This window comes from Rhizobium sp. BT-226 (assembly GCF_025847085.2).
Classification (GTDB): domain Bacteria; phylum Pseudomonadota; class Alphaproteobacteria; order Rhizobiales; family Rhizobiaceae; genus Rhizobium; species Rhizobium sophorae.
The window spans coordinates 763,929-780,237 of the sequence record NZ_JAOYTI010000003.1 but is presented as its reverse complement, the minus strand read 5'-3'; the positions used below and the strand labels follow the sequence as shown (position 1 = coordinate 780,237).

Genomic DNA, 16,309 nt, shown 5'->3' with positions numbered 1-16,309 from the left:
TGAAAGTCTGCTCCGGGGCCGAAAGCGGCCTAGCAGCTTTTGGCTGCCTAGGAACGACAACTGATGATCAACCCGCGGGTTTAAGGTCTGAGAACGGCCCACACCGAGCCCTCGCCCATTGCATGCTCTCCAGAATCAGGCTGGGACCAAGCCACGCACCACACGGAACATCATGGGAAATGATCGGGGTCCATCGGGCAAGCCGACCAGATACCCGGCACGAACATGCTGTTCGATCGAACCGCGGGCGTCGTCCGAAAGTGCCATCAATATGCTTGTGATGCTGCCTGGGCCGTCGGTGAACGTAGCCCAATAATCCGCGAAGGACGCATACTCGCAATCCACGACAACGGGAATCTCCGTCACGTCGACGAGGCCGATCTTCCGCCACAACGTCGCCTGACCATTCGGCCAGAAGAGCTGGCGCCCCGCCCGCATGGATCTCAGCCTGGCGAAGTCGGTCTCAAGCACGGCGCCGGTGTTGATGACGAGATCGAAGGCGGGCATGCCGCCCAAGAACTGAGTAACGGCGGACGCGACCACGCCACCTGGACGGGTGACGCGCTTCATCTCGGCAACTACCTGTTCAATTTCCGGGATAACGTCCAGGGCCAGCGTGGAAACGGCCGCATCGAAAAAGTTAGTGTCGAACCGCATGTGCCGGACATCGCCGTGTTCATAGGCGATATTGGCGTGGGATCGTCGACGGCGGGCTCCTTCCAGGTATCCCTCCGATGCGTCAACGCCGATCACATGCGCTCCCGCCTCGGCCAGTGCTTTCGACAACACACCTGTCCCACATGCTACATCGAGCACGCGACTGCCCGGAGCAATATTAGCACGGGCGAGAAATGGGCTTGCCAGATGTTCGCTCCAGCGCCCTATGAATGTCTCGTAGACGTCGGGATCAGCCCAATTATATCGTAGTTCTGCGGCTTCCATGGTTGCCATCCTCTCTCGATCAAGAATGGACCGTAACACGGCCATTCGGGTCGCGCACGGTGGAAGCCCGCTTCGCCCATTCACTGCAATCCTTCAGCCCGACCCGTGGCCAACAGGATCAATTGCAGCCAGGAACTGCGGATCGCTGGACAACGTCCGCTATTAGCACGAGAATCCCGTTGCTGAATGACTGCTGAGGGGCGCGACCGCCGTCGGACCTTTTGCTGCCATTCGAGGTCGATCCGAGGAACGTGCGGTATGTGCTAGAATGCGGCCCGAAGGCGGAATGCGACAGACGCATTGCGAGGGGCGGTGTGATCGTACCGGAATTCGCGCGACCGAGAGCCGACGCTGTGCTCTTGAAAGGGGAGACGAGGACGATGCCGACACCACCGCAACCCAGTCTCATAGTTCGACAGAAATCCCCACCGAATATCGAGTTTCCGTTTGCGTCGCTCTCCGATTGGCTGATCCCAACCGAGCAGTTCTTCGTGCGAAACCATTTCCCGTCGCCGCACCTCGATGCGCGAGACTGGAGATTGCGCGTTGGCGGGGCGGTGGAGCGGCCGATCGAACTTGACCTCGACAGCATCAAGGCGATGCGGAGCACGACTTTCGCCGCCGTCGTCGAGTGTGCAGGCAACGGGCGCGTCTACTATGAGCCGCCGAAGGAGGGGTTGCAGTGGCAGAACGGAGCCGTCGGCAATGCTGCGTGGACAGGTGTTCTTCTGCGCGAGATTTTGGAAATGGCGGGCGTCAAGCGAACCGCATGTGAGGTTCTGCTCGCAGGCGCAGACAGTGGCGTCGTCGACACGAACAAGAAGACGGCTTCGCCGGGCCCCATCGCTTTTGCGCGCAGTTTACCGCTTGAGAAGGCCATCGCTGACAGCACGATCCTTGCCTATTCGATGAACGAGGAGCCGTTGACGCGCGATCACGGCTACCCGCTACGCGCGGTCGTGGGTGGCTGGTTCGGCATGGCCTGGGTCAAGTGGATCACTGATATCACGGTTGTGGAACAACCGTTCCTTGGCTACTGGCAGGCGCGCGACTATTTCCGTTGGGAGCGCAACCTCGGGGAACCCAGGCTGGTCCCCCTTTCGGAGATGGAGGTCAAAGCGCAGATCGCGCGTCCCGTACAGGGGGCGCGTCTCATCGCCGGCCAACCGTACCGGATTTTCGGAGCCGCCTGGAGCGGAGAGGCTGGTATCCGACAGGTGCAGGTCTGCACCGGAGATGGCAGTGGCTGGCGCGAGGCAAGGCTCCTCGAAACAGAACGTCCCTTTGCATGGCGCTTGTGGGAGTACATGTGGACCCCTGAAGAAGTGGGGCGATATATACTGCGATGTCGCGCGATCGATGGGGCGGGGTGCGTGCAGCCCGACCTCCAGCGTTCCGACTGCGAGAGCTACGCAGCCAATTGGATCGTTCCGGTGGAGGTTACGGTCGTTCCCGAGCCACAGACGTACGAGGAGGAATTCGTGATCTAATCACCCGCTCGGGGCGGTTTTGGCGCAACTGCGACCCGCGTTGTCACTGCGTCAGGTCCGCTTTGCAGCAACAGTGACGGGCGCTCGATGACCATTATGAGGGCGCAAACCGGAAGCACTGATGCCGTCATTGGTTCGAAGCACTCACGGATTTGTCATTGACCATTTTGCGACGAAGCGGGCGGGATCTTGGTTGCGGCGCTCTACAAATGAACAGTCCAAGTCGCTTGGGCAGCAGGCAGCTCCGAGCCTATAGATTTCTATTAGGAAACTCCCGTGTTATGATCGCGGCCCTGGCGTCGTCCGCCGTGGGTTCTGCACACGGAGACTTGTCTAATGAGCGAAGTGGACGTCCTTTTTGCCTCCCTGCGACAGGCGGCCGACCCGCAGACGGTTGAGTGCATCGAGAACGTCGTCATGCATGGCTCGGATCGCGAGCTCAATCGCATCAACGCGCTCGCTTTCGCCGATAAGCACCATCTCGATGAAGAGAAAACCATCGCCGCATTTCTCCATGCAGCCCGCATAGGCGCGTTCGAGATGACCTGGAATGTCCTTTGCCCGGGATGCGGCGGCGTCCTCGACAGCGGCGCAACCCTCAAAACCGTCGTCCACGAGACGTATCATTGCGCGCTCTGCGCGGCCGGATACGAACCAACCCTCGACGAGATGGTCGAGGTCACGTTCACAGTCAGCCCGCGCGTGCGCAGGATTGCCGCCCACGACCCCGATCGGTTACCGCCGCTCGAGTACTACCGCCAGATCTTCTTCAGCTCCGGCGTCGACCTGCCTGACGATCTCGAAGCGCGGTTTTCGCGCATCCAGCTGGAGATGATCGAGTTGGCTCCGGGCGAGAAGGCCTTTGTCTCCCTGCAACTGCCGGCGCAGTTCGTGATCATCTTCGATGCGGTTACTCACTCGGCGCAGTTCATCGACGTGCAGGGCGAGCCCACCGACGAACGTCAAAACCTCTCGATGATCATCAGTCGGACGCATGCGCTGAACGAAACGCTGACCCTGCGCCCGGGCTCACTGCGACTCACCCTCGAGAACCACACCGATCGCAGGGTGGTGCCGAATGTCTGCATCGCAGGAGACGAGCTGCACGACCTCTTGGGCCGCAGGCGGGCTTTTCTGACAGCCAAGCGTCTGCTGACCAACCAGAGTTTTCGGGACATCTATCGGACCGACACGCTCGACGTCGACCAGCGCCTCAAGATCACCAGCCTGACCTTCCTCTTCACCGACTTGAGGGGCTCGACCGCGCTTTACGAGCGCGTCGGAGATCTTGCCGCTTTCGATCTGGTGCGCGCGCATTTCCGGGTTCTTCACGAGATCGTCGCCACAGAGGCCGGAGCGGTCGTCAAGACCATCGGCGATGCCGTGATGGCGACCTTCCCGAGCCCGGACCGCGCGGTGGCGGCGGCACTCAGGATGCGGGAGGCGATGCTTCGGTTAAATGCCGAACACGGCAGCGACGACCTTCTCCTGAAGATCGGCATCCATGAGGGACCATGCCTCGCAGTCAACCTGAACGACCGGCAGGACTATTTCGGCCAGACCGTCAACATCGCCTCCCGCGTCCAGGGCCTTGCCGATCCCAATGTGATCATGACGACGGAGGCGATCGTCGAAGATGCCCAAGTTTCAGAGATCCTCCGCGACAGCGGTATCACCTCGGCCTCCCGGATGGCGGAGCTTCAGGGTATCGGGCGCGAGGTGAGGATTTTTGCGCTGTCGTGAGCTTAGTCTGCGCTTCGGCCGTCGGGCCAGCGAGAATGTCTGGGCTTCGGCGTCGCGCGTCAGGATGATGGTATAGGGATCGTCCCAGCGCGGGCCGCCAACCAGAAGCGCAAAGTACCGATCGTCCGCCATAGCCGCAGCGTAAAGCGTCGGCTCCCATGCTCCGTAGAGCTCCTCGAAATCTTCGTCGTCAGTGGCGGTAATTTCCGCTTCGGCCTCGGAAATCCTCCTGGCCTCGTGGGGTTTGCCTCGCGCCTCAAAAAACTCTGCTGCGATCATTCATGCCCCGTAAATCGTAATGAGGGACGTGGGGAAAGGTTAGGATTAAGTCTATTCGAACGTCAGCCAGGTGATGCCTTGGACCAACCGCCCCCCGTGCTCGCAGGCATCACCAAAGCGGGCGACGTTCTTGCCGTTGATCTTGGCAACCGACGATCCGCTTGTAATGCCGGCTGTCCTTGGAACGCCCGTGCATGTGCACTTGTCGCCCACCGTTGCGATCGGCACGCCTTCGACGCAGACGAAGGATTGAGAAGTCGAAGACACCGGCCCTCCAACATGCGGCCGCGGACCGGGATCAACCATCGGGCAAACATGCATATGGCCTTTGAGTGTGACCGGACGGCCGACCATTCTGGAGCTCCTCTTCTTTGTACCGGCAAACCGGCCCGCACAAGCCTGTGGCTTCCGACGTGCGCAAACAGGCGTCTGGTATCAGCTTCCGATCACGCGTACCGGTTGCGGCGGGAAAGGAGCATTGTCCATCAATTGCAGCTCATGCGCCTGCGCCAAGATCGCCATATGCGGCAACGCTTCGTAGATCGTCAGGCTGGCCAGAGCCCTGTTCCCGCCGAGCGCGAGGATTGGCCTGAACCCGTAGATCTGCCCTACGCCGAGCTTGCCGAGCTTCGAACGCGCCGGCTTAAAAAGCTTTTTGGCGTCTGCGTCGTATTCGTCGAATGTCGGACTATCGAGCAACATCAACTCGCTGGTAACGGCAATATTGGGATCGTAGGTCTTGCCGTTGACCAGCGCCTGGCACGATACCTGCCCATTCACAAGATCGATGGTCACATTCTGATGAACTTCGTTCCACGCGATGATCGTTCCGAATGCGCCAAAGCCCAGCACATGCGTCTGCTCGGCGTCAATCTGCGAATCGCCGCTAAAGACAAACTTCATGATCGATGCATAGGCGTCGGGATCGCAGAACTGGAAATAACCATTCAATATGATCCCGGTCCCGTTCTGCTGCCAGAACTCGATCACCGCATCGGGAACCCTGCCGCGGTATCGCTCCACATCGACGGCCGCTTCCCCGCCCTGCGGAGTACCGAAATCCTCGACGATTGAAGCAAGCCTTACCTGATAATCCTTCACGGTGCCTCCATTTAGAACCGACAGATGCACTGGGCAATATGATGACATCGGAGCATTGCCGGGATCAACTCGCTCCTCCTCGGTCCCACCGGCAATGAACTTGGCTATCACTACCTCTAGACTTTCCTGATAGGCTCAATCTCTTCCACTCGCATCTACTTCTTCTTGCTGGCAACGCGCCCGCCGCCGCTGCCAACGAGCGGCATGTTCATCCCAGCGCGGGCCGCCGACCAGAAGCGCAAAATATCGGTCATCGGCCATAGCCGCAGCGTAAAGCGTCGGCTCCCATGCTCCGTAAAGCTCCTCGAAATCTTCGTCGTCAGTGGCGGTAATTTCCGCTTCGGCCTCGGAAATCCTCCTGGCCACGTGGGGTTTGCCTCGCGCCTCAAAAAACACCGCTGCGATCAGTCGTACCTCCTTCAAATCGCGATCAGGGACTTCTCCGCATCCCGGTGGCTGTGCTGACGATTTCCGCCCATGAACAGGTATGGCTGCAAGGATACGATAGACGAGCCCTATTGTCTGGCAGGCAAGCCTTTGAACTCGCGTTGCAGAAGTGACGGCGGGATCTCGTACCAATCCCAGGATTGCCCGTCCCACCTGCACACGCCATGCTTCCTGTCGAAATATATCAGCGTGTTATCGAAAGATTGAATTTTCAGAGGTGCAGGAATATTTCGGTTTATAGCTGCGGAATTTAGTTTGGGTTTCACGATGCCAAGCTTATGGCCGTCAAATCGGCGAAGACCGTCGTCTGTGGCCGCAAACAGCTCGGAACGACACCACGCGGCGCTGAACAACGTTTCCGTATCCCCGAGGAAGCCGACCTTCTCAAATCCTCCTTCGATGGTTCCCTGCAGGATCAGACCTGCCACGCCCAAAAGCCAAATGCGCTGCTCCGGGTCGCGGTATAGCCCTCTAATCACGCAATCTTCGGGGAGGGATAATCGTGAGAAACCGCCGTCGAGATAATGATAGACGCGTTGGATGCGTGGCCTTGTAACGCGCTCGGACCGTTGCTCCTTCATCATCTTCAGGAACTGCTCCGGGCTGACATTTTCCCAGCTTTTGGGATCGAGCTGCGCAGCGCTTGGTGCAGAATAAGGTCTTTGAACACTTTCGACGATGAGCGAACCGTCCAAGGAAATCGCCTTTCCAAAATGTTCGGCCTCATAACCGTCCTCGCGGGATTTGTTCGCAGAAAGCCGTTGCCATGTTCCAAAGCCCTCTCTGCGATAGAGTTGACGGCTATCCCCGACGACATATTGGCTATGTCCATCTACGACCAGCGTATGGACTGCCCCAAAACCCTCAGCATCTTCGCTGAGAATCCCAGCTCCGGGGATCTTCGATCGCTCCGCATGCTCGTCCTTCAACACATAGACGTCGCCCTCGTTGCTGAGCGCTACCGGTACATGGCCTTCCGTAGGATCGGCTTCCATATAGCTGATATCGACGATCTCGCGCTGAACATCCGTTCTGCTCCACGGCTGAGAAAATCGCCCATCATAGGAAATGATCGCAGTAAATGGATCATCGTATTCAAGCTCGCCAAGACATATCGCAAAGCGGTCGACATCAAATGCCACAGCGGCTTGAATTGTTGCCTTCCAGTCACTGCCGTTCATCAATAATGTCCCCTTCTCAGTACTGTTTCGGCATCGCCGGATGGAAGTGGCCGTTCCCTCGTTCGCCCAGGAGCGGCAAATCCGGTTTTTGACGCGACCTGGCCTGTTGCCATGGCTGTAGCTAGCGCTTTGCATTCTTCCGGCAAATCCGGAATATCCTCGATCACTTTGATACTTTCAGCTAATATTGCCCCCATAGGCGCTGTCCCCGGTACAGGGCTTGCGAGTTCTGCAAACCGTTGTCGAAGTATTCCATGCAATCCTTCGCTATCGCTTCCGTGCTGCCGACTTAGCAAACAAATCGACATCCCCTGGTTAAGCGTCGGTGCGTTGGGAATACGATTCTCTGTGGAATCATATTCGGATTTGGCAGGTCGCCGCCCTAATCGATAGGCCATATCAGGAACGATATGGTGAGCATTGCCTCGACATATCGGCTCGATCTCCTCGTAGGGGCCAACAATGCATCGACGTTGTGAGCCTTCCTCATCAACGCGCGCACCCTGCGTCTGGGGTAGAGGTTGCGGTTGCTGCCGTTCTTCTGTCTCCTGCTGCCTCCGGCGTCGTGCGTTCTCTGCGCGCTCGGATCGGAACCACTCCTGAACGTCATCAACGTCGACGCCTTGCTCCTCAAGTTCGCGTGCCTTCCGGAAAAGCGCCCGTTCGAAATCATCTTGTGGCATTTCATCATACCACGGCATTGCCGTCGAGGTTGGCCACATACCCTCGATAAAAGCTCCGATACCAGTCATTGCCCTACCAAATCGGCCGAGCCTTCCGACCCATTTACCGACTTTGATGGTCGGCCGGGGTGGAGGCCTATTCCACTGTGGAACATTCGGCCGGATGACCTGCCCCGGTGGTCGCGGCACCGGGGCGGGTCGAACTGGCGCAGGAACCGTTTGAGGTACCGTCGCCGGTGCTGCCTGCGCATATTGTGCGCCCATCACCAGCGGCTCCGGCGAGGCATCGCTCATGATCTTGCCTTCATCGCTGCCGTTCCAGCGCAGCGATCCCCGCACAGGATCGTCGTCTTCCAGCGGCGCATATGTCTGCGTCCCACGCACGAAGATCGCTTCGCCCTGCGTATTCCGATTGTTCATCCAGAAGCGGTCGAGATGCCGGATAACATGAGAACTCTCGGCGCGCACCTGGTCGGCATGACCGATCGGCTCGCAAACATCTTCGACGGTGCCGGATTTGACACCCTTTCTCGTTCCCGGCGCATCGCCATGGACGTGCGTCGTCCGGGATCGCATGACCATGGCCTTCTTGCCGGTGAAGCGGACGGAAGGCGTATATCCCGAGTCATGCCCGCAATAGTCGACGATCGGGTATGGAATAGGAACGACCGAAGAGCCGACCGGCGTCAGGCAAACATCCGGCGACAGCGAGACGATCTTTGCCTCGTCAAGATCACGCAAACCTTCGCGCGGCTGCTTCGTCGTCCAGGGCGCTGGATAGTCGGGCTCCCCGACATAGTTGTCGCGTGGGATGCTCATGTCACTGCTCTGCCCGCGGGAGCGTCAGCCGCTACTTTGATCTCCGCCCGCGCAAGCCGGAGATTACCAGACACTAACAGCGGAGGCACGAACGGGGCGAGTTTTGATCGAGTAGACTGCCTCAACCCGCACTTCACGACAGCGCTTCCCTATCCTGCATGTGGGCTCCGCCCTTTTCCACGAGGAATGCATCAAAACTGCCGACATAGACCGCGCACCTAAGATAATCGCCGTTCGTTCGCACTGCGTGCCGAACGTCAATCTTTGCAACTGGATCATCGGTGAGAACCAGAAGCCGCTCTCCTTGCTGCAGCGAGTTAAGCATTTTGTTCATACGTCTCACGGGATAGGGGCAGCGGCGACCGCGCACGTCGGCGACACCCTGAACGATGCCTTCAGCCAGATCGCCGGCGAAATCTTCCAAACCTTCGGAAGTGTAAGTCTCCACTAGGCTACGAAATTCATTGTCACTCACCAGTTCCGGAATAGCGTCGAATTCAACGGGAACAAATTCCTTCATTTTCGGATCTCCGTGGCAGGGCACCGGTCTCGCCTCTTCAATCAAACCGTCTGATCCACTTGAGGTTTTCTGCGAGCCTCGCCTCCTTTCCGGAATTGAGGTGAGCTGGCAATTTGAAGATGCTGAATCGATATTCTTCGAAGCGGATCGGTTTGACGATTCGGGCAACGATTCGATAGGCCTCCGGCACTCCGCCCGTAGCAGCACTTCCCAATACAGGGAGGGCGCCCGCGCGAATTATAATCCCCGATTTAAAGCGAATGACCGATATATCCTCGGAAAGCTGCGCAGCTATAGCGGCTTCCCCTCCCAGCTTGGCAACGTTATCGTCGCCCAAAATGGTCAACCAGTTGGATGAGCGCGGCCTGTCAAAACCACCTTTGTACGTTGTCGCAAAGTAGTTGCCCATAGCGTCATACTCTAGGGCGGGGTATTCGGCTAACCATGGGTAATAATAGGCGTCCCCTGATGTCTCGGACCCTGGATTAGACAGGGTGCCAAGCCCGCCGGAACCGTGAACAACATCAAGCCGATCGCACCACCGGGCGATAAGCTTCATAAAACGTTCAGTCTGTTCGAAAACGAAACTCGGCGGAATATAGACCTTCAAGCCTGACAATGGCCATTGGTCGCCCCGTTGGTGCCCGAATGCCATGAACATGTACAGCGATGGATCGTTCTGCTCGCGTGGATCGTAATGTCGGACATGGAGATAGAACATCTCGTTCTCGGGAAGATCCACATCACGCAGATAGGCATCCGGTATGCCGTCTCCGGAATACTTATGTAGCCGTCCATCTTCTCCATGCTTGAAATGGGTGATCTGCTCTCCAAAAACGTCCATATATTCGCCAAGCGCTGCGACGAGCTCCTTTCGCTTCTCCCGGAGATAGCCGTCTTTAAAATAGAGAGACAGAAGAATGCCGACACGCGAACGGATCAGGTTCGTCTCCTGATCGCGCAGAACGCCTCGCCTTTCTATGTCGGTCGGGTCGAGTTTAAGATCATGAGGAAAATCCATCTGCGCCACACTCCATCCGTTCTCAGCATCGGCCCGGCTTTGCGGCGCCCGTATCGCAATCGCAGTCTTTACCTACATCGATGTCAATCAAATCTTCGTCTGGATCGAGACCGTTTTCCTCTGCAATCTTAAGGTATTCGCCTGCTGCCTGCATGGGTGTATTGCCGTCAACGCCGCCGCTCGATGTCGGAAACTTCAGTTCGAATATTTTCCAAAGTTTACCGTCCTTCCACCAGGAAATATCGGGTCGGGGCATGCCTCTGACGGGATATTGAGAGGATGGCATACCCGCGACATTGTTGCTGGGGTTTGGCCGGTAGCCGTTTGCCGGATCATAGCTGACCTCGGGACGCGGTCCGTCAGCGTTCGGGCTTTTCGGATAGCGAGGCGTTCCATCCGGGAGTCGTGGCCCGTTCGGATCATAGTGTTTTTCGCGGAGCTTTCGCGCGACACATTCGGTGTAGGTTGCCGCGCTACCGCGGTCTTGCATGCATTCGCACGCGAGCTTGCAGATGTCATCGCACTCGGCCCTCGCGCCTGTGACGCGTACATTCTCCGCCGAAGTCGTCGCCGCATCCTGATTGTTGGCCATTGCAAAGACGCGGTTCCACGCTCGATCCTTGATCGCCTGCGCGGCGTCGTAGTCTCCAGCGGGAAGCGCTGTTCCGCGGATTTCGCCCGCAGCGGCACCCAGCACTGACATCTGAGCCGAGGTCAAACCTTTTCCGGGGGTGGTGGCATAATAGTCCAGCTCGGACAGCATTGTTCCTATTTGCGCGCGTGTGACCCCACCCGAGGTCAGCGCATCGACAATCGCAGCCCAGGTTCCGGTGCGTCGCATCGATGGCACCTGGAGCGGTCTGCTCGTTGTTGTTGCGCCCCGTCGAGATGCGCCGTCGAAAAGGCCACCGCCTGCATCGATGACACTGCTTCCGGAATTCTGTGCGACTTGGTAGGAACCGGGAGGCAACGCACGCGGATTGTCCATCGATCCCGGGAGAGACGCATATTCGGCGCTTGCAAAAGCCAATGATCCCCGCACCGGATCGGTGTCAAACGGCGCTGTGTAAACTCCGGTGTCACGAATGAAAATCGCCTCGCCTTCGGTATTTCCGTTGTTCATCTTGAAACGATCGAGATGACGAATGACGGGCGAACCTTCGGCGCGAACGTGAGCCGCATGGCCTATCGGCTCGCATATGTCCTCGACGGTTCCTGATTTTATTCCGCGTGCCGTCCCCGGTTTGTCGCCGTGGACATGGGTCGTGTGCGCTCGCAAAACCATGACTTTCTGCGAGGTAAAGCGCACGCTGTCAGTATAAAGCGCGTCATGTCCGCAATAATCGACGACTTGATAGGGGATCGGGACGATCGAGGACCCTATGGGCGTCTTACAGACATCCGGTGCCAGGCAGATGACGCGGGCGGAATCGTTGTCACGAAGTCCCTCTCGCGGCTTACGTGTCGTCCAGGGAGACGGGTATTGCGGCTCTCCTGCATAGATGTCCTGGGGTGAAGGCAGGCTCATGCAGCCGCCCTTCCAGCTTCTCCGCTTTTGTCACTTTTCAGGACAACACGGCTTAGCGTCAGCACCGTTTCTCCTGCATCAGGCAGCGGAAAGCGTGTGCGCCAGGTCAAAACCACTCGGCTGTCGCTACGCCAGTCGAAAAGCACGCCGTCAAGATTGAGGAGATTCCATTCATCGCAGTCTTCGCGCCGGCAATGAACACCAAGCTTCACATCAGGCAGCGCCCCTTTGGCGACGGAAAGCTTGGGGTGCAGATTCTCCAACAGATATTCCTCGTTCCCCTCCAACCACGGCGTGGCGATGAGATCCGGATGAGCGCATTGCCAGAAGCGTTCGTCGAAATCCTCCGGCAGAAGCGGGTGACGGTCGTTGAGCCAAGCGTCGTCATAGGTCCCGGCATATTGCTGGCGAGATCGCCACCAAGGCGACACCAAGCCCAGTCCCTGGGGCTCGGCCGGCTCGCGCCAATTCAGCGTCCGTCCCGGCAACGTAATTTGCGGTGCTGCGACAGCTGCATGATTCGTCGGCATGTCGAGATTGACGATGCCGCAGCCGAGCGGATTGCGCGCTTCAACATCGGCGGGCGTTTCGGTCTCCGGATCGCCCGTACCGGGAATTCGGCCACCATAGGCCTTGCTCCAGCACATCGGTACCGACAATGCCTGTTCGGCTTCGCTCAACTGCCAATCCGTCAGCACTCGCTTGGCTTCCTTTGCCGAGAAGCCCGCCCACTTTTCCTTGATCACTGGGCGCCAAAAGCGCGCGCCATGGACTTCGAGCCTTTTAGAGAGCTGCCCGACGCGCAGGGCGACCTGCCATGACAATGCGGGAACGCCACTCGGCGCATAGGCATTGCCTAAAAACGCAATGTCGGTTCCAGCCTTCTCCGGCGTGAGGTCGGACTGGCGCAACAGGGGCGCGGCATGGGGATCGCCGTCATAGGCGTCCTCCCACTGGAAGTCTTCCTGCTCGCGACACAACCGCAATCTGCCGTTTTGAACGTGTTCGAACGTGCCGCGAACCGAGACCACACAATCCAAATCCCCGTTCGCGTCGAATTGCCGGAAGGCCATGGCCGGAAAGGGAAGCCGGTTGATCAGTTCCAAGCGAACCTCCTCAGTTCAGATCGATCGGCTTGCCGCGCATCTGGAAGTGTTCGGTGGCGACGAAGTTGAACGTCTTGCCGAGGATGATCACTTCGCCATTGGCCTTCATGATGAATTTGGAATCGCCGCATTCGATGACGAATTCTTCGCCGACCGCGATCTTCTTGAACTTGCCGACGCTCTCCAGTGATGTCTGGCCGACATTGGTCACCTTGCTCATGCCGATCTGCTCAGCGCGGGCGATGCCGATCGTGTCCGATTTGAACGAGCCGACGATGGTGTTCATGATGCCGGGCAGAGGGAAGAGGCCTGAAGCCGCGTCGCCGACACCCGTGCCGGAGCCGGCCAGCGCCGTACCGGCATCGGCGCGCGGGCTTGGTCCCGAGACGACCCCCTCACGGCTGCCAAGACCACCGGCACCTAAGAAACCGAGCGCTGACGACGCAAGCGTACCGGCAAAGGCCGCAAGCCCCGGCCCGCCACCGCCTGCAATCTGGCCGGCCTGCGCCAAGAGCCCCGCCGTATGTCCGGAGAGACCGCTGACCGCCCCCATCAGCGCCATGGCCATCGGCCCCGTGCCACCGACAACGGTGTTCATCGAACCGCCGACTTCATGTTTCTGGTTACCGCCCACCTCGACCGTCCGGTTGGCGCCGATCGCCGAGACCTCGTGACGGTCGACGCGTTTGGTGCGGTCGTTCAGCACGCGCGTCGTCTGGTCCTTCTGCGCATGGAAGAACATGTTTTCGCTGCCGTTCTCATCCTCGAACGTCATCTCGTTGAAGCCGGTACCCTTATGCGTGTTCGACCGCATGACCATGCGTGTCTTGTTGGCCGGCAGGTCGTAGGGGACCGTATTGGAAGGATTGGGGACCACGCCGGTGACCAGCGGCCGGTCGGGGTCGCCGTCGACGAAGGCGACCATCACTTCCATGCCGATGCGCGGAATGACCTGGGCGCCCCAGGTTCCGCCGCCCCAGACCTGGCTGACGCGCACCCAGCAGGTGTCGGAGCCGTCCTTCTTCGCCTTGCGGTCCCAGGGGAACCATAGCTTGATGCGGCCGTACTGGTCGGGATGGATCTCCTCGCCGGAAGGGCCGGCGACGATCGCCACTTGCGTACCCTCGATCCGCGGCCGCTTGGTCTCGCGATGCGGCGTCATCGGTACCCGCGACGGCACCGCCTCGAATGTGTTCGTGTATTCCGGCTCGTTGCTGTTCGTCTCGTAGGAGCGGTCGACGACGGTATGCACCGCCTTGACCACCACATGCTCCTCATAGACGTGGTCGGGATGGGCGACTTCATAGGGCGTGAAGCGGCGTCCTGCCTCAAGGATGCGGGATGTGGAGCCGCCGAAGACCCGGTCGTGATCGGCTTCGGAGGCCTGCATCCTAAGTTTTTCCGCCCGCTCCGCCTCGGCCACCGACGAGATGCGCGCCGGATATTCGTAAAGTTCGCGCTTCGTCGCTTCCGGCATCTGCACCAGCGACGGGGTCATGGTGCCAGGCACCATGCGCGGCGTCTCGAAGTTCCAGTCGGCGCCGGCCCGCTGCCCCGGCACATAGGAATAGCGCCGGCTCCACTCGGTGATATGGTTGCGGTCGGCCGAGCCCTGCGCCAGGCGGACTCGCCCTTCGCCCTGTGCCGAGGGCGACGGGCCGAGCCAGGACCGGGCACTGTCGGCCACATGCAGCTTGTGTTTGCCGTCCTCGTGCGAGAACCAGTAGAACAGCCCGTCTTCTTCGAAGCGGCGGGTGAGATAAGCGAGGTCCGTTTCGTTCCACTGCACCGAGTAATGCTGCGGCGGCGGTGGCGTGATCACGCCCGACGTGTCTGGCGCGGGAATGCCGTGCTCGGAAAACAGCGTCTCGACGATATCGACCGCGGTTTTGTCCATCCAGATGCGGCAGTCGGAGCGGCGCGACAGCAGCCACATCTGCGGCCTGAGCACCATGGAATAAGACCTGAGGCCGCGGGTGATCGGCGGCCCCTCGTTGAGTTCGGTCACCAGGCCGTTGAACGGCCGGCGCACACCGCCGCCATCCTCGCCCTGCTGCACCTCGACGGAGACGTCCATCAGCCGGCCGATCAGTTCCTCCGGCTTGACCGATGGCTTCTTGGCCCGGGCCGACAGCTTGATTTCAAAGAGCGAGGAAATACCTTCCTCGATCGTCACCCGCTCCGGCAGAAGCTGGTCCTCGCCGAGCGGCGAGACGATCTTCAGAATACGGTTCGCCTGGATAAAATCCGCGGCGGACGACATATCGTTCATTGATGAGGACCTCTCAGCCTACGGCAGCGGCGGACGCTTCCGAGAAGCGTTTCAAAAAGCCGTCGACGAGGGTACGGCGATCGAAATAATGTAGGAGTTCCAGCCGGTTGTTATTGCCGTTGAAATAGGCGGCAGCCATCGGCCGCTCTCCGGTCTTCTGGATGAAGGTGACCGCGGGATTGCCGTACAGCAAACGGGTCGGCGCCGGATCCTCGCCATAGATGGGAAGGAAATTCAGCGTGACCGACGCTTTGTAATGCTCCAGCGCCTTCGCCGTGAAGATGTTCTTCTTGCCGAGATAGCGGTGCATGACCGTCGTGCGGCCGTTCGGGCGGGTCGTCAGCTGCGTTCCCGATTCGAAGAATTCCGAAAGCAATTCCCGCGCTCCGGGCGAACCCTGCAGCTTGCGGCCTTTGAAATAGACATCTTCGCCGATGGCAAGCGTATAGACGCTGCGCATCACCTGAAGATGGCTGGTCCCGACCCCCTTGACGCCTTTGATCTTGAAGCTGGGCGCGACCATGCCGAAGACGCTTTCGTCGAACACTTCCTCGACGATGAGATGGTAGTTCGTCAGTTTCACATTATCGATGGCCAATCCGCTCATGGGAAGACTTCCTTCAAGCCCGCGACGACGATGGAGCGAACAGGCGCCGCAACGATGCGGCGCCCCTTCCAGTCGGATATCAGGCAGCCTTGGTGGTCGCCAGATCGTAAGAGGCGATCATCGGCGACTGCGGCGAGTGCTTATCGTCGTAAGGCGTGTACTTCACTTCCATCTTGGTGAAGTTCAGCTTGATCGTCTCGACCGGGCGGTCGCCGTTGGAATCGATCGAGTAGCTGGCAATCAGCGTGTTCTCGAGGGAGTACTCGATATAGGTGTCACCGGGATTGCCCGTGGTGACGAGATGGATGACGGAGCGCTTGCCGGTGCGGCCCGAGCAGGCCTCCTGGAAGAGCTTGGTCGACGAGGAGTCGCTGACCTTGGTGAGGATGACTTCCGAAACGGTCGGCTCGGAAGCTTCGCGGTTTGCCGCCGAACCGGCGGAGGTGTTCATGTTGCGGGCGACGTTCCAGTGGATGGCTTCGATGTCCATCCACTTGCGATGTTGCTCGTGGGTCGCATCACCCTGGATACCGTCGATCTGAAGATAAATCGGCATGCTGTCAGCTCTCC

General features: G+C 59.2%; 15 protein-coding genes. 2 read left to right on the top strand and 13 right to left on the bottom strand.

The annotated features are described in order from the left end of the window. Positions 1-135: 135 nt before the first annotated feature. Entirely contained in the window at positions 136-942 is an 807-nt protein-coding gene (locus OIU37_RS23230) for a class I SAM-dependent methyltransferase (protein ID WP_182208169.1), read from the bottom strand. 380 nt (positions 943-1,322) lie between these two features. Between OIU37_RS23230 and OIU37_RS23225 the strand changes: the two genes are divergently transcribed. Then, a complete protein-coding gene (locus OIU37_RS23225; protein ID WP_264258766.1) occupies positions 1,323-2,432 on the top strand; it encodes a sulfite oxidase in 1,110 nt (369 codons plus the stop codon). Between the two features lie 336 nt (positions 2,433-2,768). Then, positions 2,769-4,175 (top strand): adenylate/guanylate cyclase domain-containing protein, encoded by a 1,407-nt coding sequence (locus OIU37_RS23220; RefSeq protein WP_182208167.1) that lies wholly within the window; start codon positions 2,769-2,771, stop codon positions 4,173-4,175. A gap of 330 nt (positions 4,176-4,505) precedes the next feature. Here OIU37_RS23220 and OIU37_RS23215 read toward each other — a convergent pair whose 3' ends face one another. The 12 genes from OIU37_RS23215 to OIU37_RS23160 all read right to left on the bottom strand — a co-directional run bounded on the left by OIU37_RS23215 (position 4,506) and on the right by OIU37_RS23160 (position 16,295). Beyond that, complete coding sequence (locus tag OIU37_RS23215) at positions 4,506-4,808, bottom strand: PAAR domain-containing protein (protein ID WP_264258765.1); 303 nt, start codon at positions 4,806-4,808, stop codon at positions 4,506-4,508. A gap of 81 nt (positions 4,809-4,889) precedes the next feature. Beyond that, the gene (locus OIU37_RS23210) at positions 4,890-5,555 is read right to left on the bottom strand and encodes a GAD-like domain-containing protein (protein ID WP_264258764.1); all 666 of its coding nucleotides are present in this window, start codon (positions 5,553-5,555) and stop codon (positions 4,890-4,892) included. A gap of 135 nt (positions 5,556-5,690) precedes the next feature. Continuing rightward, complete coding sequence (locus tag OIU37_RS23205; RefSeq protein ID WP_264258763.1) at positions 5,691-5,978, bottom strand: hypothetical protein; 288 nt, start codon at positions 5,976-5,978, stop codon at positions 5,691-5,693. Positions 5,979-6,070: 92 nt separating this feature from the next. Beyond that, positions 6,071-7,183, bottom strand: a complete 1,113-nt coding sequence (locus OIU37_RS23200) for a hypothetical protein (protein ID WP_128403415.1) — start codon at positions 7,181-7,183, stop codon at positions 6,071-6,073. Next, positions 7,183-8,685 (bottom strand): DUF4150 domain-containing protein, encoded by a 1,503-nt coding sequence (locus OIU37_RS23195; protein WP_128403416.1) that lies wholly within the window; start codon positions 8,683-8,685, stop codon positions 7,183-7,185. Before OIU37_RS23195 ends, OIU37_RS23200 begins: the two co-directional genes overlap by 1 nt. 133 nt (positions 8,686-8,818) lie before the next feature. Then, positions 8,819-9,205: a sulfurtransferase TusA family protein gene (locus OIU37_RS23190; RefSeq protein ID WP_264258762.1), complete on the bottom strand. Its 387-nt coding sequence runs from the start codon at positions 9,203-9,205 to the stop codon at positions 8,819-8,821. A 37-nt stretch (positions 9,206-9,242) separates the two neighbouring features. Next, positions 9,243-10,226: a DUF3396 domain-containing protein gene (locus tag OIU37_RS23185; protein WP_264258761.1), complete on the bottom strand. Its 984-nt coding sequence runs from the start codon at positions 10,224-10,226 to the stop codon at positions 9,243-9,245. 22 nt (positions 10,227-10,248) lie between these two features. Next, positions 10,249-11,754, bottom strand: coding sequence for a DUF4150 domain-containing protein (locus OIU37_RS23180; protein ID WP_264258760.1), 1,506 nt, complete (start codon positions 11,752-11,754; stop codon positions 10,249-10,251). Then, entirely contained in the window at positions 11,751-12,860 is a 1,110-nt protein-coding gene (locus OIU37_RS23175) for a DUF2169 domain-containing protein (RefSeq protein WP_264258759.1), read from the bottom strand. The genes OIU37_RS23180 and OIU37_RS23175 overlap by 4 nt, the downstream gene beginning before the upstream one ends. 10 nt (positions 12,861-12,870) lie before the next feature. After that, positions 12,871-15,132, bottom strand: coding sequence for a type VI secretion system tip protein TssI/VgrG (gene tssI / locus OIU37_RS23170; RefSeq protein WP_264258758.1), 2,262 nt, complete (start codon positions 15,130-15,132; stop codon positions 12,871-12,873). A gap of 13 nt (positions 15,133-15,145) precedes the next feature. Then, entirely contained in the window at positions 15,146-15,739 is a 594-nt protein-coding gene (locus tag OIU37_RS23165) for a hypothetical protein (protein WP_105008874.1), read from the bottom strand. 79 nt (positions 15,740-15,818) lie between these two features. Further along, positions 15,819-16,295, bottom strand: coding sequence for a type VI secretion system tube protein Hcp (locus OIU37_RS23160; RefSeq protein WP_003575677.1), 477 nt, complete (start codon positions 16,293-16,295; stop codon positions 15,819-15,821). Positions 16,296-16,309 lie beyond the last annotated feature (14 nt).